Source organism: Kosakonia sp. 1610, from assembly GCF_050435845.1.
Classification (GTDB): Bacteria; Pseudomonadota; Gammaproteobacteria; order Enterobacterales; family Enterobacteriaceae; genus Kosakonia; species Kosakonia cowanii.
This window is the reverse complement of the sequence record NZ_JBNDKZ010000001.1, coordinates 980,960-1,002,615: the sequence shown is the minus strand read 5'-3', so window position 1 is coordinate 1,002,615 and position 21,656 is coordinate 980,960. Positions and strand designations below refer to the sequence as shown.

The following is a 21,656-nucleotide window of genomic DNA, read 5'->3' as shown; positions in this document are numbered from 1 at the left end:
AATATCTTGCCTTTATACAAACCTCATTTAATCATACGCATCTCCAAAGCTTTTCTTTTTCCAGTAAATATCTTTACCACCTGTGTTATACAACTCCGACAATAACTCAGAGAAACTAAGCGCTATAACTGTACAGCTTCCGACTACCCCATGAACCTCGTAATTACTATCATAACAACGGCCATTTCTCTCAAGAGATAAATCTATAGATAAATAATCATTGTTATCCGTTTTTGCTATCAGATACCATGTGGAAGATATATCATATTCACACAACTCACCTACAATCTTCATGTTTGAATTTAAAATTTCATCATTAGATAGAATGGTAAATGTGATCAGAGAATTATCGTTGCAAAAAAGTTTAACTCCATTACATTTTTGATGAAAGTAAATCACATCTTCAGGGTATTTTAATTTATTATTAGGGAGTGATGGCAGATCCCCTTTGGGTGGAGTCACTTCACACCTTTTATCTTTCTTAATCAAATTAAGTAGGTTATCTATTTTATCCATACTCTTCACCTTAAAATATCACAGGCTCAAAAGACCCATCATGTAAATATTGGTTTACTGCTCGATAATATGCATCTCTACTTGCCGCAGGAACATGTGTGGCATCAAAAATTTTTTCTGAAAGATCTTTCATTTCTCTATTGCTAACTGTTGTCCAGTCAACCTTCCCACCGACGGGTTTACCTGTTCTTTGTCTTAACCAATCACGATAGGCTACTTTTGTCGCAGCATGATTCTCTACAGATAAAGCAATCGTTGGAGAATTACCAGGTCGATAAGGAACAATATCAAACTCTTTTATCTTTCCACAACTCAACCCCAACGGATCCACCCACACCAGCGGGTCACCCGCATAGCTGTAGGTATTAATCCCGCCCGCTAACCCTATCGGGTCCATCTGGGTGTAACGCCCGGCGACCGGGTCGTAGTAGCGGAACAGGTTGTAGTGCAGGCCGCTTTCGCGGTCGAGATACTGCCCTTGGAAACGCAGGTTCTGCGGCACCTGCCACTGCGGTACGCTGAGTTCGAGCTCCGTTTTTCCCAGGTGCTGAACTGCCAGCGCCAGAGGGTCTGGCCGTCAGCGTCCGTTACCCGATCCGGCAGGCCGTTCAGTTCGGTGTGGTACCAGAAAATTTCGCAGTCGTCGAAGACGCTGTCGACGCGGGCCAGCGGCTCGTAGCTGTCCATGACTTTCAGGCTCATGGCCAGTTGCTCATGCTATTGTTGCTGCAGCTTCTGGCTAACCTGCACCAGGATTTCCGGGTGCGCCAGCAGATAATCAGCCGCTATTTTTTCAATCCGGGCTCCCTGCTTTGGCGCTTTTTAAGGGATATTTAAGACTGAGCGGTCAGAAGCACGGTCATAATGTCCGCTTTGAGCGAGAAGCGAACATGCCTTCCTTGCAGTGTAAAAAATTATCTGGTAACAAGGTGGCATTGGTGTATCAGTGGTCGGTAAAGTTAGGCGCAGCCCCATGTGGAATAATAAAGAATTACACTTTGAGAATTAATGATGTAATTACTGACTGCATCAAGCTTAAATTAAGTGGAACTGCAACAGATAACGTTATTCAATGCTTCGGTGGCAATATGCTGAAGAAAGAAAAGCCAGTTTTGGCAATTGAAGTTTCGAGCAAAGTAGCTGGGAAAAAGCGGCAGAGGAAGCGAACCAGACGCGTAACCTTCTGATGAAGTTCATCAGCTACCGAAGCACACCTGTAGGCAAAGCACTGGCGCAAAAAATGAAGGCACAGGGCAAGATGCTCAATGAGTTTGATAGCCTATAAAACAAAGGCGTTGTACGGCGACAAAGTTAACTTTAATAATCTTTCTGTTTCACAGAAAAACGCGGTTTACAGCGCCGTGGTGCAATCGGCTGGCAAATCCAACCTCGAAGTAAATATCAAAATGCAGCGTTTGTCAGGTGCCGGACGTGGATTGATATTCCTTTCTCTTGCTGTAGCTGTCTACCAGATCTATTAAGCTGAAGACAGAGTTCTTGAAACTCAACGGCAACTTGCCCTCAGTAGCGCCGGGATTGCAGGTGCGTGGGGTGGAGGAGCGCTGGCGGGACTGATGTGTGGTCCTGGCGCACCTGTTTGCGAGGTTATTGGTGCTTTTGTTGGCGGTGCGATTGCCACATGGGAAATCAGCGGATTCTGGGAGTAACTATGTTTAAGCTACTGGACAACGTTACACTTCAACTCAGGGAAGAACCTACACTGACATCAATGGGAAAATATGAAGTCCTGATTGCTGGAAAAGGTACGGGCATTATGGTTCCTGTACAGGTAATAGAAGCTGCTGTTCAGATTGATGATAAACGGCTGCTGTTATTTCTTACCGATGACGTTCCCTATGAAGAAGCGCTTAAAATCGCACTGCTCGACCTGAAAGAGGGCGTGGAAGAGATACTGACGTTAGGTGACGCATACCTGACAGGATCGTTTACGGACCTGAACATACAACCTAACGCAGTTGAATTCAGCTTTATTGGCGATACAACATGGCGGGTTGAAATACCAGCGATGCCCTTTATGAAACTCCCTTTCATCGGCGATCCACGGGGCGTTTCGCGTCCACCAGTATTGAAGCATTACATCAAAATCACCGCCAGTCCCGCACCTGCACGCTTCGACGGGAGCCGCTAATTATGAGTGAATTATGGCCTTACAAGCACCTAATCCGTCTGCTGGCGCTGATTTTCATACTTTCGCCACGATAGTCATAGCGGATTGTCGTGGATATGTCGCTATGTCCTACCAGCTGGCGTACGGCGTTAATATCCACACCCTGCTCTAACAAGCGCGTGATGAGAGTCCAACGCATATCGTGCGGATTAAAACGCGCTATGCCAAAGTTCTGCTGTAACTGTTCCAGGATGCCGGTTAAACCGGTCGTTATCAGCGGCTTGCTGGTAACCTTGCCGTTGCGCTGAATACGGTTAAACAATATATCCCCGGCCTCTTTCGCGCAACTGGCTTTAATCCATGCGCCGATGGCTTAATCTACCGCTGCCGCAACTTGTATCACCCGGTATTAACGCCCCTTCCCTTGTCTCACTGTGAGAATGACATTGTCATAGTCCCGGCGTTCAAGGCTGACAAATTCCCCAGCCCGCAAACCTACACTGCAAAGGGTCATGACTGGCTATATCACGACAGCAACGGATACGTCGTGGATGCCGTTTAGCGACCTGAACGAGTGCACGAACCTCCTCCCGGCTGAGTGCCCTCTCCTCATGCGGTGTAGCTCCATTGACATGCTTGACTGCCCTTTTAGCGACACTACTATTTTAACTAAATGTGCAACACTGATCTTATGCGTTCAACGTTCATAGCGGGAAATGAGGTTTCGCTGATCTTATAAGCTTCACACAAACGATAAAATCCACGCAACTGCGTGGATTTTTGTTTTTGCAGTTTCTCCCATCTCAGCCAGCCTTACCGCAACACCATGCATGTGTTCGCGGACCTCTGCTCCACCGACAGATTCAGTTTCCAGGGTGCGCTCAATACGCGCGATCTCCTGTAGCCGGGCTGCTTGTGTAGGATCTACGACCGCAGCGGCGCTGGTCGACGCGGCAGTACGTGAACGCAGGGCAATATCCTCATGCCCAGGTGTAGGTGTGCGCCCGTGACTTCTGTTTATCTCCATTATTCTCACTCCGCCAGGTTGTGCCGGTTATCAGCAACCGGTCAGTTGATGACTTGCGAAATGAGCAGCTCACCCCGCAACGATAGGGTTGAGTGGTGCGCGAGCGGGCCCGGTTTCAACTTTGCGGAGATTTCTTAATGTTTTGTGATGCAGTTAATAAAAAACAGCCAGATGCACTCTGCCATCAGCAACGGGCTTTGCGGCGTCTTGTCGATGAACATTAAAATTACCAGCTAATATCCAGGGTTATCGACGATGAGGCTGGCCCTGGTTGCGCTTTGGGATCGGGACATAAAACCCAGGTAATGGGAATGGTGGAGGTGCCATTATTACTTACTTTTGATGAAAGAAGTGCCGACGTCCCATCGAAAAATAAAGAGGAGCTTTGATCAACACACCCTGAGCTATTAATTCCCTCGTCGCCAATAAACCCGCGAATGTCTGCTACTTTTTGCCCACCACTGTTATTTACCATGGTCAGCGTCGTCTTTGATGAATTCGTTCGCGTTGAGGAAACCCTGTACATAACATTTAATAAAGAATTTTGCATTGGTGAGTTACAGCTCACTGAAGCATTGCTTTGCACTTTCTTCACTGAACTATTGCTAATATCCCCAAAAGATATGGCCGCTGGTATATTAAGCGTACACTTTGTCGGATTAACATTTAAAACGCTACCGGAAATGGACAGTTCTGAATATATCAAAGCAGAGGTCGAATCCATTTTTGAAAAATATAAAGAGGGCAGCGTAACGGTGGATTCGGGGGTACCGGGAACGACATAAATCCCAAATCTCAGCGTCCCATTAGCCTGGCGTACATCCGTCATATTCCAGTAACCGTTGAAGTAAAGATCACCAAAACACCACGAACCTCCGTTCGGGGCGGGTTGATCGTAAGAATAGCCAGCGGCGTTAAAATTGACCACGCGGGTCCTCAAAATATCACGACCAACCCGCGAGGTAGATGTTATTTGCGACGAGTACATAACCAGGTAAACACCATCAGCAATTCGCAGGCCATTATATGCACCAATTTGCACAGTAGATAATGATGATTCGCACTGATCGGGATAACCCTGCGTACTCTTTATCCCCCAGTGCGCTGGAATACTTTTAGATTGATACGCCCAATAATCGAGATTTTTGTTAGCGCCAGTTTTTATAGAGATCTTCTCTGTTGAAATGGGATTCCAGCCATCAATGACTTCAAAATTAGCCTGCGCTTTAAATAAAAACAAAAATGTAAGAACCAAAGACCAAAAGAGTGTCTTAACATAAGGACTGCTAGTTTTAAAAAATGTAGATAGCGTATTCTGCATGAAATATACCTTCAACGAATTAAGGATGAACTTAATCACCCTGGCGAGGGTTTCGTAAATATTTAACTAGCGCTATATCGATTTTACATTATCGACAATCGCCATTCACATGAATGACTGGCATTTGCTCAGAGGGTTGATGATCCTTCAGGTTAAAACTGACTTTGCACTGTTTATCGCTGTTTTTTCCCCAGACAAGCTTTAGCTCGCCTGACTCAGGAAGACCGGTAAGATAGACCTGACCACTGTCACCCACGATCCCTGTGGTCTCATCCTGTGCATTGCTGCCAATGAGTGATGCAGTGGCACCGAACGGCACAAAGCCCAAGGCTCCAGCGCGTGTTAGCGTCATCAATGCCTGATGACCAACACGCGTGGCAAACTTAGCTTTCACTACCGCTCCGTTGGTGGGATAAACCTTCAGTTGGTTCTGTGGAAGGTCGACATTATCAGGTAGTGTGCCCGGATCGAGACCAACACTATTACTTGCATAATCATTGAGATATGGCATTACCGCATAACCGTTCCAGTCTGTTACACCACCACCATTTGAGAGATGCACGCCAGCGGCACCCGGTGCACTCACTAACGCCACTGAACTGCCTAATGTTCTGGATAGCGTCAGCCCTTCTGCATGCGCAATCATGCCACCGCTCATATTCATATTTATTGAACGCATATCTTTGGAGTATCCATAGCCAGCGGTGACACTGCCTTTACTCCCCTGATACCCCACATTGAGGTTACTACTCCTGACCTGTTGCTGGTTTCCCCAACTCTGCATCAGGCTATAGGAGAGCCTGCCATCACTGCGACTGCCGTTAATTCCTGCCTGATTCTGCGTCTGGCCGCGTTTATCGTGTATCGTCTGTGCACTGGCATAGGTATTCTGCAGGGCAGATGAATAACCGAAAATAGTGAATGGCACACTCAGGTTAACGGAAATTTGGCGGTTTTCAGGCCAGTTCCCCTTACCTTTCAACCGATCTATCGTGTAGTTAATCCCATAACTTATCCCCGCCAGATTGCCGGTATAACCGGCTGACAGACCATTTAGGGTTTTCGTGGTACCCCAATAATCGTCACGATTTGCACGCAGGCTTAATGAGCCGTAGTTGCCCATCTGCTGGGAGATCTGCGTCTGGAAACTGCTACGGCGATGGTGAGATCCTGAGAGCGAATCCTCATCACGCCCCTCATAACCAGTGCCATTATATTCACTGAAGGTATAAAAATTTCTGGTTGAATAACGCAGTGCCGTCAAATCTAGCGAGGTACCCGTAGAGAGCATGCTTTTAGAATAACGTAACCGCCACGAGCCGCCATTGGCGTCATTTTCATGTGCAAATTTTGCTCGGGATAGTGTGCCATCGGCAGAAATAGCGCCCATGTAACCGAGTGAGATACCGGTGCCCAGAGTCAATGCCGTATAAAACTCAGAGGCCAGGCCCCCACCATATAGCGTGACGTTTTTGGGTAAACCGTAAATCAGGGTAGCCATGATGAAATCTGACTGACGAGAATGACGCGCAGTAGCACCATCGTACTTCCCGACACTCACTTCGTACTTAAAGCCGCCGGGACGCAACATAACGGGCAGAGATGAGTAAGGCACAACGAAGCCATGTTGGCTTCCATCCGCTTCTGTCACGGTAACATCAAGATCCCCCGCCATATTGGCCTGATAGATATCCTTGATGTCAAACGGACCCGGTGCCACGTACGTTTCATAAATAACATACCCATTCTGCCGCACGGTTATGCGGGCATTACTACTGGCAACCCCACTGATTTGCGGGGAAAACCCCCGTAATCGTGCGGGCATCATTTGGTCACTGGAACGCAACTGGATACCGCGAAACGGAACCCCATCCAACACGTCACTACCCGTGCTCGACTCCCCCATCAACAAGCTGGAACGCCACTGCCGAATATCACGGGCCAGATAGGTGTTTGAAAATCGCGTTATATCACTGTGAATTGACTGCCCGTATTTGCCACCATCGTAATCAGTATGGCTGTGCGTAATAGTGCTCCGCAAACGCCAGGGCCCTGCGTTAGCCCCTGCACGAACGGTAGCAAAAAGGTTGTTAGAAGCCCGTTTCTCGTCATTAATTGTCTGGTCATTACGTCCCGCACTAAGACTATAATTTGCCAGTAATGCCGGAATACCATCGTCCCATAACTCAGGCTGAATACGACTCTCTTGTCCCGGTTGCATTGCAATTTGCGGAATACTGATATCGAGCCGCAGGCTGGCTAAATTAAATTTCACCGAGGAGTGCGGAATGATGGCGGGCAAGTCCATAATGGGCTGATCTTCCGGCATATCTTTCAGTAATGGCAGGTGCTTTACATCAACACCCAACTCATTGAGTAATTCAGGGGTTAGCTCCGGCACAATGCTGCCGCTACTATTTTTTTTGAAGGCCAGTTCGCGAGAAAAGGAGTCCCGCTGGTTGATAAAAATATTGACCAGATAATCGCCTTCAGCATAACCGCCGCTAGAGGAGAAAGCGGAAAGATCGACATCCGAATTGCCCGTACCGAGCGAAAGAAGTTCCGGATCGAAATAATCTGCAGCCCAGCCAGATTGTGAACCGAGAAGAATACAAAGATAAAGCTTTTCAGGACGGAGAGGGATTAATCCTTTAGTTGATTTAGTTGGCATTATCAGGCTTTCCATCATTCATTCAATATGTTCACTTCCCTTTAAAAATAAAAGGCGAGAATTTACTTAATTAAAGAGAGTGGTGCTGGAGTGGAGTCAGCTCGTTATTTTCATCAATGACCTGCCATTCCACTGTTCCCGTGGCTCCCTCAGGTAGCAAATAACTTTGCTCACCTTTCGGCGGAACTAATCGGCGCAAATCTTCAGCCGACACTTTTTTTCCGCCCACTATTAGTTGGCTAAAATTCAGGTAGAAAGGCGTAGGATTATTAACTATCAGCGTCTTACCTTTTCTACTTAACCGGACTTGAGAAAGGAGTTTGCTTACTCCTCCTTCAGGAAGCCCCTCTGGTCGATAAAACAATTTTATATTGTTCACAACCGCGACGGCCATTTGACCGCCGGTCTGGATGGTTTTATCTGACATTGAAGGTATACCTTTCACCGAAAGATAAAAAACGGACTCTCTGTCTTTTGGCAATGAGGCCTCAGTAAGCCGGATGCGAACAGTGAAGTGTTCACCTGGATTAACCCGCTTAAGCGGTGGCGTAACCAGAAGAGGAATTCTATGTCTACTTGCATCAGTACTCGGCATGCCCGTAGCGTTATCCAGGGGTCTTATCCAGGACTGCATGAGGTAGGCAAGCTCTGTATTGTTGGTTAATGACCATGTCACTCCTTTTTTTTCAGATGCGTTATAAACAATACGAAACTGGTTTATCGTGATGCCAGATAAATCAGCGGCATAGACCTGACAGGCCAGAAAGCTGAAAAAAGTAAAAATAAGCACAGGGCGCTTCACAAACCTATTCATGCCTTACTTCCACGCTTAATCTCAGCCTTATAGGTTTTACTATTGCCGCCATAATCATTAATCAGCATCCACTCAGCCTGGCGAACCGATGATGGCGTTGCATATTCAACCTGGGAAAACGGAGGCACCATCGACACACCCTGGCGCACGTTGACTTCCAAACGATCGAATTTCAGCCGGGAAAATGTGAGGTGGTACGGCGTCGGATTTATCACCGCCACACGGCCATTTTGATACTCGAAGTTCAGGCGCCCTTCTGCTTCTTCTGGTGTTACTGGCAGCCCGGCAGGACGGTAAAAAAGCTTGATGGTATTCTGCAAGCCGACCGATAGCCGGGCGGTCATACCTTGATCCGCTGCGTCTGTAAGTGAACGCATAGCCGGAACGGCAATTGCCGTAAAATAGAAGACCGACTCACGATCTGACGGCAGCGATGCGCCCGGCTTGAGCATAATACGCAGACTACTTTTGCTGTCTCCCTCCAGACGAAATAAAGGCGGAGTGGTCAGAAAGGGTGCTGGCGTGCGCTCATTTAAAGAGCTGATCACCCCTGACTGGACCAGAAAAGGTTTCTCCCCATGATTCCGCATGGTCACACTCTGCGCTTTATCAGATGACAGAAAAATAATCCTTGTACGGCTAAGGCTAATTCCATCGGAAGCGATGGATACACTCATATTTATTGTTAGCAAAACAACGACCATCAGCAGACGCTGAATGACTATTTTCATTAAGTTCATCTATTTTCCTTACTGATAGACAAAATTAAATGTGAGAGTGGCCGACAGCGTGCCCGATCTGGTAAGAGAATCATCACATTCACCACAGGAAATAGAGACATTGAAAGGAACTACCACGCTGGCGCCATCGGGATTTGTTGTATCCAGAGGTACGGGCAGAAATGTTCTTTCTGATGAGAGTTGGGTGCCGGATGATGTTTTCACGCGAAAACCATAATTAGCAGCCCTGGTGCTGGCTGGCTGCATAAAAAGAAACTCGCCTGAATTCGTAATACCATTTCCCGTAATCAGCAATCCAGGTTTGTTTACTGGACCAACAAATCCTTGGCACTGTGATAGGGTGACATCCAGCGGTATGGGATTAGCATTACTGATGCCTTTTTTAATATCGCTTGCGACAACATCACCAAAATCCAGTAATGCCGGAGCGGATACCTTGCAAGTGGCCGCGATAAATGTCGCAGTAAACTCGATATTAGCAGCACGCGAAGAGCAATAACTCATGGAAACCAGAAGAGTAAACATCGCCCGCACAATTATTTTGCGCCCTGAATTCATACAGTTTTTTTTCACGATCTCTATCCTGTAATATCAGGGAAACACAAAAGCAAAAGTGATTTTTGCGTTTACGGTACCGGCTGTCAGCATGGGATCCCCTGCGCTTCTCACCAGGCCAACACTAAAACGCTGAACTGAATCACCATTATCAGCGTCGAGTTGAATAACCATTCCCGGAGTAACCGTGCCGTCTGCACCATAAAACGAAGCAATATCACTCAGTACTCCTTTTTTGAGCAAAAAGCCCGCATATTGAGAGGTTGAATTTGCGCTGCGGAACACATTCGGATCCGCAAGACCCGCAGAATCGCCTGTAATTTTAAGTGATGGCGAAAGCCCCGCTGTATATTTACAACTCAGATTAATATTAAGCGGCTGTATTTCTGCAGCTCCGGTTGCAAAGTCCCCGACATTTTTCTTTTCGAAAACAATATTCGAGGTCGTTACTGCCACCTCACATGTAGGTTCGACAATATTAGCTTTTATTATTGTATCAGCTGCAAACGCTGCGTTTGAAAATGTTGCACCACTGCATACAAAGAACATCAAATAAAATAAAGCATTATTTAACCGTCCCATGGAATGTTTCTTTGCCTCCATAATCATTAATGGCTATCCATTCCGCTTTAACGGGCAGGCCTGTAAACGCATAGTTGTTTGATGAGTAAGGCGCTACCATGCTTGTCCCTGAAATAACATCCAGCTTTATAGGCTTTCCGTTTATAAAAAGTTTCCTGAGAGATATGTAATACGGCGTTGGGTTATAAACTTTAACTCCCTTTAAATCTCTCGAAATCTGCAATTTGCTCATTGCTTCTTTTTGTGTAAGAGATAACCCTGCAGGACGATAAAAGAGCCTCACGGTATTGCCTGTTGCAACCTGTAATGCTCCACCTATCTGCCCATCCCGATTATCTCCTCCTGCTTTACCTGCAGGGATAGCCATGACATTGAGGTAAAAGACGGATTCACGGTCGCGCGGCAAATCACTCCTTTTTTTAACTATTCTTACGGCATTTCCTCCGCCTGGCTCCACACGAAACAGGGCCGGCGTGGCAATAAATGATTTGCTTGATGTTCCTGCGGCAGGACTATCTGAAATGCCGACATTAATAAGCCAGGGTTGATTGCTCGATCTATTATTAATGTCGACACTTTCACTGCTATTAGATTCATGAAAAATAATTCTGGATGCTCCAATACTGATACGCCCGAGTGCGGGTTGTAAAGATGACAAGCCCAGTGCAAAGAGTAGAGTTAATTTATGACAAAGCTTCATATTGGCGCCTGAGAGTGAATATGGAAAAGAGAAAATGGAGTAAACCCTCTTTTCCATAGATTTATTAGTAATTGATGTAGGAGATTTTGATCGGTGCGTAGTATGCGCCCGGCTGAACCGCTGAACTATCTAAAACAGCCATACCGACGTTCATGGTGTAATACAAATTACCGTCTTCATCTGCCTGCACGGGAATGTTAGAACCATTTTCGATCTGAGTGATGCCATCATCTTTCGTGAGCATGAAACCTGCGGGCTGACTAACGTGACTGACGAACACATTGTTATCAGCACCAACAACACCGCTAACCTGCAGGGCACCTTCTTCATCCTCAGCGCAGTTTTTCAGAGTGACCAAAAGTGGCTCACTGCCCACCTGTTTTTTCGCGGTTGTAAATTGCGTCCTACCAAAAGAGCCCACGTTGAGAGTTGCTGCGCCATTGTTTGCGATGACTTCACAGGTCGTATCAGTGATGGTGCCCTTCAGGACCACATCAGCCTGAGTTGCCGCCTGAACATTACCCCCAATGGCGATAATCAGCGCAAAAGGAGCCGAAGCGATATTTTTTTTCATTACTGTATCCAGAATAATATAGCTTTATACGTTAAGAATTTGCTCACCACCCACTCCCGGGTGATAAAACCTATATTACTATTGATACGAACATCTCAATACCAGACGATGAGATCACAAAAGAAGGCATTGTCCTACAGCTGTAATCCTGATACTTAAAAATATGCCTGCCAATGAAATAAAATAGCTATTATGGTATGAAAACCGCATTACACACTTTAATTTATATAAACACATCAGAAAAGTTATGATATTTTTTGCGTAGAGACTGGAATTTCAGCCATCTATATTTAATCAGGAATAAGACGGTACTTATGTCCACTATACTTTCTTTCGAAGAAAGTGCTATAATATTTTTTTCGCAACCGTTAACCAAAAATTACCGAAAAAATAAAAGCCCAGCGTTATGGCTATTTTTCCAAATTTGTAAATTACTTACTTGAATAGTATGTTGACTGCAGATTTATCTACAAGGTAAATGCACGTAAAAAGAACCCACCGTTTAAACAGTCTATAATAAACACATAAAAACCACGCAGGAAATCCAATGAAAACGATGAAGAAAGGAACCGCTGTCATTGTGGATGATCATCCCCTCGCTGTGCTGGCGATACGCGCACTGCTTGAGGGCAATGGTATTACAATACTCGCAGAGCAAGCAGATGGTCATATGGGGCTCAAAGCAATCAATCAGTTAAACCCTGAGATCGCGATAATTGATCTTGATCTTCCGATTCGTAGCGGGATCGAGCTTATTGAAGACCTTCGTCAAAACGGCTCAAGCTGTATCATCATCATCGTCTCCGCTAAAAACGATTTGTTTTATGGGAAAAGATGCGCAGATGCCGGCGCGAACGCCTTTGTCAGTAAGAAAAAGGATCTTGTTAATATCATCAAAGCTATTGAGGCCGCGTGGAATGGTTACTCATATTTCCCTTTCTCTCTGAATAAGCATATAGGTTCACACTCTTCAGAAGCAGCAAAACTAGAATCATTATCGACGCAAGAAGTTAATGTTATGCGTTATCTGTTAAAGGGAATGGATATCTCTTTAATTAGTATGGAGATGGGTATTAGTAATAAAACTGTCAGTACTTACAAGAGCAGGCTTATGGATAAGCTCGGCTGCTCCACACTTATTGAACTCTACGATTTCGCGAACAGAAATAAGTTGGGGTGATGTTATGCTGAAGACAATTTTACTGTTTATAATACTCAGCTTCACAGTAAGAGTGGCTCACGCTGACACCCTTAAGTTAGCGGGAAGCCATGATTATAAAATCAATCAATTTAAGTTAAATAACAACCAAAAACTTTGGCTGACTAAAAAACAGAATATCACCATAGGCGTTTATTTACCACTAACAACACCGTTATCAATAACTTCTGCAAATAATGAGTTTAGTGGCGTAGATGCAGAGTATCTGACACTACTTAAGAACACTTTGAATAGAGACCTGACAATCACATCCTTCAAAGATGTTGAACAAGCTTATACAGCCCTCTCTTCAGGGGAAATTGATCTGCTGATCGACAAAACACCATCAGGATATGTTCCCGATAACCCGGTGATATTATCACACCCATTTCTCTATTCTTATCCTGTACTTATCACCAGGCGGGATAAAATGATGAACTATCCAGCCCGCGATGAAAAAGTTCACGTTGCCATTGCTAATAACTATCCTGGTGAAGAATTCATTAAAACTGTTTATAAAAATGCGATAATTGATCGGTATCAATCCGCTGAGGAAGCTTTATTATCCGTAGCAAATGGCATCTCCGATCTATTTATTGGTGATAAATTAGAAGCAGACTATTACCTGTCCAATGAGTTTTATCATGAACTTAACCAGGTTAAGGCCTGGGGGAGTGAAGAGATAGCGCACTCATTTGTTATAAATAAAAACAACCCCATACTTGCAGAAATAATCAACAACCTGATCTTTGCTATTCCGTCAAAAATGCAAAATGAGATGATCGAGCCGTGGATTGACGCTGAAAGTCTCCCGCTATTTGACGGTCCCCTACAGCTCACGCAGCAGGAGAAATTATGGCTGGAGAGCCATAAAGAGATACGTGTAATTATCAGCCCATACAATTTTCCGTATAGTATGACTGACTCAAACGGCGATCTCAGAGGGATCGCCGGAGATCTATTAGAGATAATAAAAATAAAAACCGGAATTAATATTATCCCTGTCTATTCTTACTCCAATACAGATGCCCGTAAAATTGTGAGATCCGGTAAGTGGGACCTCCTTCCTGCGGCAACATACAGCCCTGAGAGAGAAAAAACTATCCTGTTTTCACGTCCATTTTTATCTACTCCCTTTGTCATCGTGTTAAAAAAAGGCGAGGAAATGAACAGAGACCTTTCCAAAAAAATGACGGTCGCTATTCCTGCATATAATGTAATACAGAGTTTCGTTAAAGATAGATACCATAATATAACTATAAAAGAAGCCGCTAACTCCAGTGATGCGATCAGAATGCTGCAAAACGGAGATGTTGATGCGGCAATTTCCACAAAATTGACCGCCAGATATTTTTACGAACACTACGAGTCAAACGATCTCACTTATTATCCAGTACAGGAGGCACCTGCTGCTGAAATTGCATTTGCAATGCCTGCAGACCATTATATTTTGCGGGGAATAATCGACAAAGCACTTCTCAATATTTCTCAGAGACAGATCAGGCAACTGGCTAACCAATGGACAGATGCGCCTAATCCAAACGTCAGCACCTGGAATATTTATAAAGATGAGTTTTATCAATTATTGATTTTTTCAACCATCTTAATCCTAAGCTCACTCTTGTGGGGAGGGTATTTATTACGTGAAGCTAAACGTCGCAAAATCTCAGAGAGTAATTTAAAAGACCAACTAAAGTTCAGCTCAACGTTGACCTCTTCGGTTCCGTACCCACTCTATATCATCACTCTCGATGGCGAAGTTATAAACAGCAACCCGGCATTCAAATCATTCTTTTCTTCTTTAGAAATGTTCAAACCAGGTGCTAAATTAACTAAGGTAACGCACCCTTTATTTCAGATGTATCGCTCTATGCGTTCCGTGATGATGAAACAAAACCCTCAAAATAATGTAGTCACCATTACGTCAAAAATTAGTAACGGAACAGAATTCAGGGACATCGTCCACTGGTTCACAACATTTAGTACAATCGATAAAGCCACCCCTCTGCTGATATGCGGCTGGAGCGATGTAACAGAGCACTATATGCTGATGGATGCCCTGAGAAGGGAGTCAGATAATGCCGTTTTAGCCAAACAAGCAAAAGGCGAGTTTCTTGCCAGAATGAGCCATGAGCTCAGAACGCCAGTAAGCGCAATTGTAGGTTTCCTTGAACTTATACAAATAGACCACCCGAAAGAAGAGAATGTTGAGTTGGCGTTTATGACTGGGAAAAACCTGCTTAATTTGATCGGCGAGGTGCTTGACTTAGAAAAAATAGAAAGTGGTAACTATGCTATTACAGAGGAGTGGATGGACATTTCTGTACTGCTGTCAAATATAATCAGTATGTTTAAGCCACTAGCTTTTCAGAAGGGACTGAATGTAATCCTGCGCACTGACATTCCTAACGGGACTAGTATATGGTCGGATCCGCAGGCAATTCACCAAATACTGTCGAACCTCATCGGTAACGCGATAAAATTCACAAAGCAAGGTGTCATTATTCTGGAAGCCAGCATTCTGTCAAAAAGACCTCAACAAAACTTGCTCATTATGAATGTGGTAGATGCGGGAGAAGGCATACCAAAAGAGGAGCAAGATAAACTTTTCAAATTATTCAGTCAGACATCTTCTGCAAAAGATACCACTGGCTCCGGGCTTGGCCTGTTTATCTGTAAAGAGATTGTGCAAATTTTAAAGGGGCAGATATACCTTTCAAATTCAGGCCGACATGGTTTAAAATTCACTGTTGAGATCCCAGTTAAAACAAGCTTTAAAAAAGGCCTACCCGCTGAATTACCATTTCATACAGCAGTAGCGCAGGAGCGCAAAGATCTTACTATTCTGGTAGCGGATGATAATCCCACAAACCGCGTGCTGATAACAAAACAGCTAACCACCCTTGGATATGCGTCAGATAGTGTTGCTGATGGCTGGCAAGCGCTTCAGGCGCTTCAGAAAAAGCGATATGACCTGCTGATAACAGACCTAAACATGCCGGTGCTTGATGGTGTTGAGCTTACGAAGAATATTCGCAATGCTGATAACGAGATTGTGATATGGGGCTTAACAGCAAATGCGCGTATGGATGAAAAAGAACAGTGCCTGCAGTCGGGGATGAATTTACTCTTATTTAAGCCATTGAAGATCGATGAGCTTGCATCACTTCTTCATAAAGTGACACCCCACAATACTGACAATAATTCAGGCCCACTCCTTGATATAGATTTGCTTACCTCATTGGCAATGGGTTCAGCTGATACCATGGTGATGCTACTTGAACACAGCAGGAGTGAATGTCAGAAAGATATCACCGCGATATTTGCAGCCGCAGACATAATGGACAGGCCGACAATCAAAAAACTGGTTCACCGTATTAATGGTACAGTACAAATCATGGGTGTCACTGAAATTATGTCACTATGCGAAGCCCTTGAAGAAAGTATATTTGAGAATCACTCCGATGAAGTCATCATGACTAACATTACAAATCTTACTGATAGATTATCTGTATTGATCGCAGAGATTGAAACAACTTTATCAAATCGAAGCTTATTCAATAGCATTGATTAAAAACAGTGTTGTTATCTGCAGCGCACCTTTTCATATTATTTACAGGTGCGCTGCTTATCTCAGCGACGTATAAATCATCACTCATCTTTGACTTTTGCATCAAGATCCAACTTAGCCACCAGTCGTTTCATTCTCAGATACTCTTTTTCTTCCTGAGACAGTCCTTTTGTTAGCAGATACACAACAATTTTGCTTGTTAAAGTCGACTTTATTTTCTGCTTTTTATTTAAGTACGCCCTCACCTTTGCAAAGAGTAAAAAATTCAACAGTGCGCGTTTTTTCATACGCATTCTTTTAATTTAGTCCCTTTATGCAAGCCAAAACTATAATAACAAATATGTTTATTATTTATACCAAACCCCACTATCTCTTTAGATGACAAGAAACGTCGCGAAAATAGTATTTCAGATCTGTTAATAATTGCGTTAGTCTTTTTTCACCTATACTCAACGCTTTTGCACTGTGATTGATCTCATACTCTAACCTTTCAATAAGAGAATAAATCCCACCGCTATAATTGATTACAGCATTCTCTACCAGGATCAGTCTTCTAAATTCGCTGGAATCATAATTTATAATTCGGTTAAAACTGACTTTATAATCCTCTCCAGCATCACCTACGAAATAATCATCATCGTTCATATTTTCCTTTTATCACTCATTAATATATTTTAAGGTTTTTACTCTACCTCTCTCCATAATGAAATGAAATGGGATTAATATCCTGCGCGTGTAGCATATTGATTACATTCGTAGTCATTCTGGTCATTTTAGGTGCTGGAACGCTCTTACGATCACCTTGATGCCAACGGATTGAAACCATGGAAACACCTGGTGCGAAGCATGTCTGTCGAGCTTGCAACGCCGCCTTCCGCTGAGACTATCGTTGTGCTAAATGCGCCATCCGGCGAGCATCGGTTTGGTATATGTAACCGTAAGCTCACAGGCCGTGCAGTGATAAGTGAGCCATCCGGTCATTACCTACAGTGCGGCGCATCCATTGCTATCCCGTTATCTCCGGTAGCGATAAAAACCCTGGGCGTTGATAACGATGTGACGACTATCGAGGATGCTGAGATTGCAGGTTGTCCGCTGACAGACAAAGATGAGATCTCTGTGCGAAGCGCGACGTTGACGACCCGACGGGTGTGATGCCTTGGTGCTTCCCTTTTATGAGTAGAAAGGTGTGACACAAGCACTAAAACAGGCCCGCAGTTGCTGGCCTGTTCTCCTGAATCTGCTCACATCTTGTTAATCACGAAGCCAGGGGGTGACTGTCAGCCCGGTAAGCAGCCCTTCGGGGCTAAGCAGGCGGGTCACGGTTTGCCCCCACGCTTCGGTGTGATTTTCTACTAACAGGCGGTAACCCATATCGCGCATTTTGCGGGTCGCTGACTCAAGATCCCTGACCTCATACTCAATCCACCCCTGCGGTATCGGCAGGTCGGCTGGCCACTGGTCTGCACCAAAACAAGATAGTGCCGCCTGTGAAAGCGACCAGACGGCAAAGTGCATCACCCCTTTTAGCGCCCCCTCTTCTGAGGATAAATAGTCGCTATTGCCCGCCATAGGCTTGAGCGGCAGCCCGAGCGCCTGTTGATAAAAGCCAGCGCTTACCGCTGGATGTTGTGAGAGGGGGCCAAACCCTGCGACAAACAGCACGTCCAGATCGGATATAGCGTGCAACATACTGACTCCTTCAGATGGTTTTGATGTTAAAACAGCCTCAGCGCTCTGCATTGAGCGATCCCTGCGGCTTCGCCACGACCGGCTTGAAGTTGGTGGCGATGAAAATCATTACCACGACGCCCGCGCTCATCACCAGCCACGCGCTCTTCAGTGAGACACTGCTGTCACGAACGATACCGGCAAGCAAAGGCATCAGCGCGGCAATCATATAACCTCCACCCTGCACTCGCGACAGTAACGTCCCCGCCTCAGCGGGCGTGCGGGCGTGATCGAAGGTCACAATCAGCGAGAGCGGGAACAGCGCGCCGATACCCACGCCAAGCAGCAGGGTCGAGATAACCGGCATCGAGCCGGGAGCAAAGATAAGAGACATCAGCCCCGCCAGCAGCAGCAACAGCACTGCAATCAGCGGCACCCGGCGATCGGGGAATTTATGAATCAACGCTGAAACCGCAAAACCGGCGACCACTTCGGTTAATGTCAGCCAGGCCAGCATATATCCACTGCTGCGCGCGCTCCACCCTGCCTGAATATAGAGCGGCGGCAGCCAGGCTAATACCAGCGTGTAGGCACCCGTCCCGATACCAAAAAAGAGTAATAACAGTGTGCTGCGTGAGGGGGAGAGCGCCACCTTTTCATACACCGCGTTTTCGCCGTGAAGATGCCTGGCGACCGTCATCCAGAGCAGCAGGGCAACAAGTGCGACTACCCCCGGCATGGCAAGCGTAGGCTTGAGTTCAAGCCATGAAAACAGGGGCTCAGCGCTGGCGGCAGCCATCGCGGCACCCGCCATAATCCCGGTGCTGAACAGCGACATCACCGTGCTGGCCGATTGCGCATACGCCTTTTTAATCAGCGCGGGCATCAATGCCTGAATCATGCCGATACTCGCTCCGCCGACTAACGCGGTGCCCATCAGGCCGCTCATCGAGGTGCTCACTCCGCGCAGCAAACAGGCCAGCAGCAGGATGAACAGGGCTGCCATGATCCCGCGCACTGCCCCGGGTCTGGCTAAAAGCCAGGGACCACATAAGGCAGCCAGCCCCATCATCACAACTGGCAGAGTGGTAAGCAGGCTGAATTGCGTGGCCGATAGCCCTGCTTCGCGCTGCAATACGCTAAAAAGCGGTCCTGTGGAAGCCAGAATCGGGCGCAGATTCAGCCCGACAATAAACGCGATAATCGCGAAGATAAACGGCGAAGGGGTAATCTGTTTCACAAGGGTTCCTTTAAGAAGTTAGCAACCCGGACAAAACGTCGCGAGCATTTATCTTAACGTTAAGATAAAATAGCGACCGGTGTAAGAGGCAGTGCACAACACGATAAATTTGCCTGTCACGGGGGGATATATGCAGGACCATGTGGATTTTGTCGTCGGCCAGTGGGGCAAGGCCATGCCTGAGCTGGATGCCTCATCGATGGAAGTTTTTGGTCGCATGCTGCGGCTGCTAAAACATCTGGCAAAAGTACGGGCACAGGCGATGGCACCGTTCGGCTTTCGCGAGGGTGAGTTTGATGTGCTCGCCACCCTGCGTCGTGCAGGTGAGCCCTACTCACTTTCGCCAACACAGCTCTATAAATCGCTGCTGATCACCTCCGGCGCAATGACTAACCGCCTCAATCATCTCGAACAACAGGGGCTTATAGCGCGCATCAGCGATCCTGATGATAAGCGCAGCACACTGGTCAGCCTGACGCCGCATGGGCGAAGCCTTATCGAGCAGGCGCTGGTGGTGCATACCGCAACGCAAAACAGGCTGCTGGAGAATCTTTCTCTCGCTCAACGTGAACAGCTTGGTTCCCTGCTCAGGCAAGTGCTGCTCACCTTCCCTGCAGAAGAGATAGCGACAGATACGCAATAACCGACAGTACGTTTTTGATTTTTACGGTGCTTTTTAGCATTATCGATTCAGGCCGCTATCCGGGTGATCGCACCTTTTATTAAGGGAAATTATGTCCTTACCTCCGCTGTATGCCCTGCGCGCGTTCGAAGCTGCGGCACGATTTAACTCATTCAGTAAAGCAGCGGCGCTATTGAATATCACGCCGGGTGCCGTCAGCCGACATGTCCGCACTCTTGAGCTCTGGTTCGAATGTGAGCTTTTCATCAGGCAGGGCCCACGGGTGGAGGTAAGTGAAGCCGGTCGCGTTCTGGCCGGGCAACTTAATGAAAGTTTTAACAGCATTGAATGGGCCTGCCGCGCCTTCAAAAGCGCCAGCCATCTTCTGCGCCTTAAAGCCCCCAGCACGCTTACCATCCGCTGGCTGCTTGACGTGCTGAAGAGCTTTCATGAGAACCATGGGAAATTCAAAGTTGATATCGCCAGCGTCTGGATGGACATCGACAGCGTTGATTTTATGCGCGAGCCGTACGATTGCGCCATTCTGCTTGGCAATGGCTATTTTGGCGACGCTACAGAGAGCAGGCTGCTTTTCCAGGAGTGGCTCATTCCGGTCTGTCACCCCTCGATGGTCGAATCCGTGCGGCAGAAGCTCGTACCGGGCGATCTTATCCATCCCTCACCGGACAGACGAGACTGGCGACGGTGGTTAAAAAGAACCGGCTTTTCCCCGGGGCTGGATATGAGTTTCGGCAAAGTCTTCGACACCCTTGAACAGGGGTGCATCGCCGCCATCAACGGCCATGGCGTTGCGGTATCCGACCTCAGCCTTACTGCAGAAGCACTTAACAGCGGGCTTCTCGCTCTTCCTTTTAAGGAAGCGGTTGCAACAGGAGATGGCTACTACCTTGTCTGGCCGAAAAACTCGTGCAGATACCAGAGTGTTGAGCGCCTTCTGCACTGGTTAAGTGCGCACACCCCTCTGTTGCCGCCACTGGAGATCGCCTATCTCGATAGCGAGAAAGAGTGACCTCAATGACACCATTAACAGCGTGATGATAGTCCCCGTTAACCTTTCCTGAAGGAAAAAATAGGTATGTTGAAGATCCTTGGTAAAAAGTCATCCATCAATGTGCGTAAGGTGCTCTGGACATGCGAAGAGGCCGGTATCGACTATCTGCTGGAAGAGTACGGAAGCGGCTTTGCCTCAACGGAGACGGCGGCGTTCAGAGCCATGAACCCCAACGCGCTGGTGCCGGTGGTGATTGATGAAGGGTTCATATTATGGGAGTCGAATTCGATTTGTCGCTACCTGGCGCGCAAAGCCGGACGAGACGATCTGCTGCCCGGCGAGGCGCAGGCCGCCGCCCGCGTTGAGCAGTGGATGGACTGGCAGGCGACGGAGTTCAACAACGCCTGGCGCTACGCCTTCCCTGCCCTTGCCCGCAAAAACCCCGCCTATAACGACGAAAATGCTATCGCCCGGGGGATTATCGAGTGGAATCGCTGCATTGAAATCGTTGAACAGCAGCTTGAACGCACCGGCGCATGGGCGGCGGGCGAAAGCTTTAGCCTGGCGGATATCGTACTCGGCCTCTCGGTAAACCGCTGGAAGATGACGCCGCTGCCCCATCCGGAGGTACCGGCGATCGATGCATGGTTCGCAAGGCTGAATAATCGCCCGGCCTTTTTGCGCCATGGCAATAACGGTATGGTTTAACTCCGC

23 protein-coding genes and 3 pseudogenes are annotated in these 21,656 nt (G+C 46.6%); 8 read left to right on the top strand and 18 right to left on the bottom strand.

The window, feature by feature from the left end:
• Window positions 1-27: 27 nt before the first annotated feature.
• The 4 genes and pseudogenes from ABIC80_RS04840 to ABIC80_RS04825 all read right to left on the bottom strand — a co-directional run.
• Entirely contained in the window at window positions 28-516 is a 489-nt protein-coding gene (locus ABIC80_RS04840; RefSeq protein ID WP_429175801.1) for an SMI1/KNR4 family protein, read from the bottom strand.
• Window positions 517-526: 10 nt separating this feature from the next.
• Window positions 527-853 (bottom strand): hypothetical protein, encoded by a 327-nt coding sequence (locus tag ABIC80_RS04835; protein ID WP_429176477.1) that lies wholly within the window; start codon window positions 851-853, stop codon window positions 527-529.
• Window positions 827-1,197: pseudogene (locus tag ABIC80_RS04830) on the bottom strand (RHS repeat-associated core domain-containing protein); the annotation flags it as partial. The pseudogene ABIC80_RS04830 and the gene ABIC80_RS04835, both read right to left, overlap by 27 nt.
• 42 nt (window positions 1,198-1,239) lie before the next feature.
• Window positions 1,240-1,332 (bottom strand): annotated as a pseudogene (locus tag ABIC80_RS04825) (DsbA family protein); the annotation flags it as partial.
• On the opposite strand from ABIC80_RS04825, the gene ABIC80_RS04820 reads away from it, so the two are divergent.
• The 3 genes from ABIC80_RS04820 to ABIC80_RS04810 all read left to right on the top strand — a co-directional run bounded on the left by ABIC80_RS04820 (window position 1,329) and on the right by ABIC80_RS04810 (window position 2,665).
• Complete coding sequence (locus tag ABIC80_RS04820; protein ID WP_429175798.1) at window positions 1,329-1,703, top strand: hypothetical protein; 375 nt, start codon at window positions 1,329-1,331, stop codon at window positions 1,701-1,703. The pseudogene ABIC80_RS04825 and the gene ABIC80_RS04820 sit on opposite strands and share 4 nt — an antisense overlap.
• A gap of 78 nt (window positions 1,704-1,781) precedes the next feature.
• Entirely contained in the window at window positions 1,782-1,997 is a 216-nt protein-coding gene (locus tag ABIC80_RS04815; RefSeq protein WP_429175796.1) for a hypothetical protein, read from the top strand.
• Between the two features lie 188 nt (window positions 1,998-2,185).
• Window positions 2,186-2,665 (top strand): hypothetical protein, encoded by a 480-nt coding sequence (locus tag ABIC80_RS04810; protein ID WP_429175794.1) that lies wholly within the window; start codon window positions 2,186-2,188, stop codon window positions 2,663-2,665.
• Window positions 2,666-2,684: 19 nt separating this feature from the next.
• Here ABIC80_RS04810 and ABIC80_RS04805 read toward each other — a convergent pair.
• From ABIC80_RS04805 to ABIC80_RS04760, 10 genes and pseudogenes are all read right to left on the bottom strand, one after another.
• A pseudogene (locus tag ABIC80_RS04805) lies at window positions 2,685-3,291 on the bottom strand (tyrosine-type recombinase/integrase); the annotation flags it as partial.
• A 95-nt stretch (window positions 3,292-3,386) separates the two neighbouring features.
• The gene (locus ABIC80_RS04800) at window positions 3,387-3,671 is read right to left on the bottom strand and encodes a hypothetical protein (RefSeq protein WP_429175791.1); all 285 of its coding nucleotides are present in this window, start codon (window positions 3,669-3,671) and stop codon (window positions 3,387-3,389) included.
• A gap of 226 nt (window positions 3,672-3,897) precedes the next feature.
• Window positions 3,898-4,992, bottom strand: coding sequence for a hypothetical protein (locus ABIC80_RS04795; RefSeq protein WP_429175789.1), 1,095 nt, complete (start codon window positions 4,990-4,992; stop codon window positions 3,898-3,900).
• A gap of 88 nt (window positions 4,993-5,080) precedes the next feature.
• Window positions 5,081-7,663, bottom strand: a complete 2,583-nt coding sequence (locus ABIC80_RS04790; protein ID WP_429175786.1) for a fimbria/pilus outer membrane usher protein — start codon at window positions 7,661-7,663, stop codon at window positions 5,081-5,083.
• A 70-nt stretch (window positions 7,664-7,733) separates the two neighbouring features.
• Window positions 7,734-8,477 (bottom strand): fimbrial biogenesis chaperone, encoded by a 744-nt coding sequence (locus tag ABIC80_RS04785; protein WP_429175784.1) that lies wholly within the window; start codon window positions 8,475-8,477, stop codon window positions 7,734-7,736.
• Window positions 8,474-9,217 carry a fimbrial biogenesis chaperone gene (locus ABIC80_RS04780; RefSeq protein ID WP_429175781.1) on the bottom strand — a complete coding sequence of 248 codons (744 nt, stop codon included), beginning with the start codon at window positions 9,215-9,217 and terminating at the stop codon, window positions 8,474-8,476. The genes ABIC80_RS04785 and ABIC80_RS04780 overlap by 4 nt, the downstream gene beginning before the upstream one ends.
• A 9-nt stretch (window positions 9,218-9,226) precedes the next feature.
• Complete coding sequence (locus ABIC80_RS04775) at window positions 9,227-9,790, bottom strand: fimbrial protein (protein WP_429175780.1); 564 nt, start codon at window positions 9,788-9,790, stop codon at window positions 9,227-9,229.
• A gap of 18 nt (window positions 9,791-9,808) precedes the next feature.
• A complete protein-coding gene (locus ABIC80_RS04770; protein WP_429175777.1) occupies window positions 9,809-10,381 on the bottom strand; it encodes a fimbrial protein in 573 nt (190 codons plus the stop codon).
• On the bottom strand, window positions 10,338-11,054 hold the full coding sequence (locus tag ABIC80_RS04765; RefSeq protein ID WP_429175774.1) for a fimbrial biogenesis chaperone: 717 nt from the start codon (window positions 11,052-11,054) through the stop codon (window positions 10,338-10,340). Before ABIC80_RS04765 ends, ABIC80_RS04770 begins: the two co-directional genes overlap by 44 nt.
• Before the next feature lie 64 nt (window positions 11,055-11,118).
• A complete protein-coding gene (locus ABIC80_RS04760) occupies window positions 11,119-11,628 on the bottom strand; it encodes a fimbrial protein (protein WP_312278490.1) in 510 nt (169 codons plus the stop codon).
• 556 nt (window positions 11,629-12,184) lie between these two features.
• On the opposite strand from ABIC80_RS04760, the gene evgA reads away from it, so the two are divergent.
• Together evgA and ABIC80_RS04750 are read left to right on the top strand one after the other, a co-directional pair.
• Window positions 12,185-12,808 carry an acid-sensing system DNA-binding response regulator EvgA gene (gene evgA, locus ABIC80_RS04755; protein WP_305208395.1) on the top strand — a complete coding sequence of 208 codons (624 nt, stop codon included), beginning with the start codon at window positions 12,185-12,187 and terminating at the stop codon, window positions 12,806-12,808.
• Between the two features lie 4 nt (window positions 12,809-12,812).
• Complete coding sequence (locus ABIC80_RS04750; RefSeq protein WP_429175771.1) at window positions 12,813-16,400, top strand: response regulator; 3,588 nt, start codon at window positions 12,813-12,815, stop codon at window positions 16,398-16,400.
• Between the two features lie 77 nt (window positions 16,401-16,477).
• On the opposite strand, the gene ABIC80_RS04745 is transcribed toward ABIC80_RS04750, so the two are convergent.
• The 4 genes from ABIC80_RS04745 to ABIC80_RS04730 form a co-directional block, all read right to left on the bottom strand.
• On the bottom strand, window positions 16,478-16,684 hold the full coding sequence (locus ABIC80_RS04745; RefSeq protein ID WP_312278488.1) for a hypothetical protein: 207 nt from the start codon (window positions 16,682-16,684) through the stop codon (window positions 16,478-16,480).
• 79 nt (window positions 16,685-16,763) lie between these two features.
• On the bottom strand, window positions 16,764-17,042 hold the full coding sequence (locus ABIC80_RS04740) for a hypothetical protein (RefSeq protein WP_312605367.1): 279 nt from the start codon (window positions 17,040-17,042) through the stop codon (window positions 16,764-16,766).
• Window positions 17,043-17,651: 609 nt separating this feature from the next.
• Complete coding sequence (locus ABIC80_RS04735; protein ID WP_429175768.1) at window positions 17,652-18,089, bottom strand: VOC family protein; 438 nt, start codon at window positions 18,087-18,089, stop codon at window positions 17,652-17,654.
• Between the two features lie 37 nt (window positions 18,090-18,126).
• Window positions 18,127-19,308 (bottom strand): MFS transporter, encoded by a 1,182-nt coding sequence (locus tag ABIC80_RS04730; protein WP_429175765.1) that lies wholly within the window; start codon window positions 19,306-19,308, stop codon window positions 18,127-18,129.
• 130 nt (window positions 19,309-19,438) lie between these two features.
• Between ABIC80_RS04730 and ABIC80_RS04725 the strand changes: the two genes are divergently transcribed.
• The 3 genes from ABIC80_RS04725 to ABIC80_RS04715 all read left to right on the top strand — a co-directional run bounded on the left by ABIC80_RS04725 (window position 19,439) and on the right by ABIC80_RS04715 (window position 21,650).
• Window positions 19,439-19,951 (top strand): MarR family winged helix-turn-helix transcriptional regulator, encoded by a 513-nt coding sequence (locus ABIC80_RS04725; RefSeq protein ID WP_305208270.1) that lies wholly within the window; start codon window positions 19,439-19,441, stop codon window positions 19,949-19,951.
• A gap of 91 nt (window positions 19,952-20,042) precedes the next feature.
• Window positions 20,043-20,960: a LysR substrate-binding domain-containing protein gene (locus ABIC80_RS04720; RefSeq protein ID WP_042711748.1), complete on the top strand. Its 918-nt coding sequence runs from the start codon at window positions 20,043-20,045 to the stop codon at window positions 20,958-20,960.
• 66 nt (window positions 20,961-21,026) lie between these two features.
• Complete coding sequence (locus tag ABIC80_RS04715) at window positions 21,027-21,650, top strand: glutathione S-transferase family protein (RefSeq protein ID WP_429175763.1); 624 nt, start codon at window positions 21,027-21,029, stop codon at window positions 21,648-21,650.
• Window positions 21,651-21,656 lie beyond the last annotated feature (6 nt).

Excerpts from the sequence above, each read along its gene's own strand:
- ABIC80_RS04815 (WP_429175796.1), top strand. The coding sequence starts at position 1,782 with ATGAGTTTGATAGCCTATAAAACAAAGGCGTTGTACGGCGACAAAGTT.
- ABIC80_RS04840 (WP_429175801.1), bottom strand. The coding sequence starts at position 516 with ATGGATAAAATAGATAACCTACTTAATTTGATTAAGAAAGATAAAAGG.
- ABIC80_RS04740 (WP_312605367.1), bottom strand. The coding sequence starts at position 17,042 with ATGAACGATGATGATTATTTCGTAGGTGATGCTGGAGAGGATTATAAA.
- ABIC80_RS04725 (WP_305208270.1), top strand. The coding sequence starts at position 19,439 with ATGCAGGACCATGTGGATTTTGTCGTCGGCCAGTGGGGCAAGGCCATG.
- ABIC80_RS04770 (WP_429175777.1), bottom strand. The coding sequence starts at position 10,381 with ATGATTATGGAGGCAAAGAAACATTCCATGGGACGGTTAAATAATGCT.
- ABIC80_RS04720 (WP_042711748.1), top strand. The coding sequence starts at position 20,043 with ATGTCCTTACCTCCGCTGTATGCCCTGCGCGCGTTCGAAGCTGCGGCA.
- ABIC80_RS04785 (WP_429175784.1), bottom strand. The coding sequence starts at position 8,477 with ATGAATAGGTTTGTGAAGCGCCCTGTGCTTATTTTTACTTTTTTCAGC.
- ABIC80_RS04750 (WP_429175771.1), top strand. The coding sequence starts at position 12,813 with ATGCTGAAGACAATTTTACTGTTTATAATACTCAGCTTCACAGTAAGA.
- ABIC80_RS04800 (WP_429175791.1), bottom strand. The coding sequence starts at position 3,671 with ATGGAGATAAACAGAAGTCACGGGCGCACACCTACACCTGGGCATGAG.
- evgA (WP_305208395.1), top strand. The coding sequence starts at position 12,185 with ATGAAGAAAGGAACCGCTGTCATTGTGGATGATCATCCCCTCGCTGTG.
- ABIC80_RS04810 (WP_429175794.1), top strand. The coding sequence starts at position 2,186 with ATGTTTAAGCTACTGGACAACGTTACACTTCAACTCAGGGAAGAACCT.
- ABIC80_RS04715 (WP_429175763.1), top strand. The coding sequence starts at position 21,027 with ATGTTGAAGATCCTTGGTAAAAAGTCATCCATCAATGTGCGTAAGGTG.
- ABIC80_RS04780 (WP_429175781.1), bottom strand. The coding sequence starts at position 9,217 with ATGAACTTAATGAAAATAGTCATTCAGCGTCTGCTGATGGTCGTTGTT.
- ABIC80_RS04765 (WP_429175774.1), bottom strand. The coding sequence starts at position 11,054 with ATGAAGCTTTGTCATAAATTAACTCTACTCTTTGCACTGGGCTTGTCA.
- ABIC80_RS04790 (WP_429175786.1), bottom strand. The coding sequence starts at position 7,663 with ATGCCAACTAAATCAACTAAAGGATTAATCCCTCTCCGTCCTGAAAAG.
- ABIC80_RS04745 (WP_312278488.1), bottom strand. The coding sequence starts at position 16,684 with ATGAAAAAACGCGCACTGTTGAATTTTTTACTCTTTGCAAAGGTGAGG.
- ABIC80_RS04760 (WP_312278490.1), bottom strand. The coding sequence starts at position 11,628 with ATGAAAAAAAATATCGCTTCGGCTCCTTTTGCGCTGATTATCGCCATT.
- ABIC80_RS04735 (WP_429175768.1), bottom strand. The coding sequence starts at position 18,089 with ATGTTGCACGCTATATCCGATCTGGACGTGCTGTTTGTCGCAGGGTTT.
- ABIC80_RS04795 (WP_429175789.1), bottom strand. The coding sequence starts at position 4,992 with ATGCAGAATACGCTATCTACATTTTTTAAAACTAGCAGTCCTTATGTT.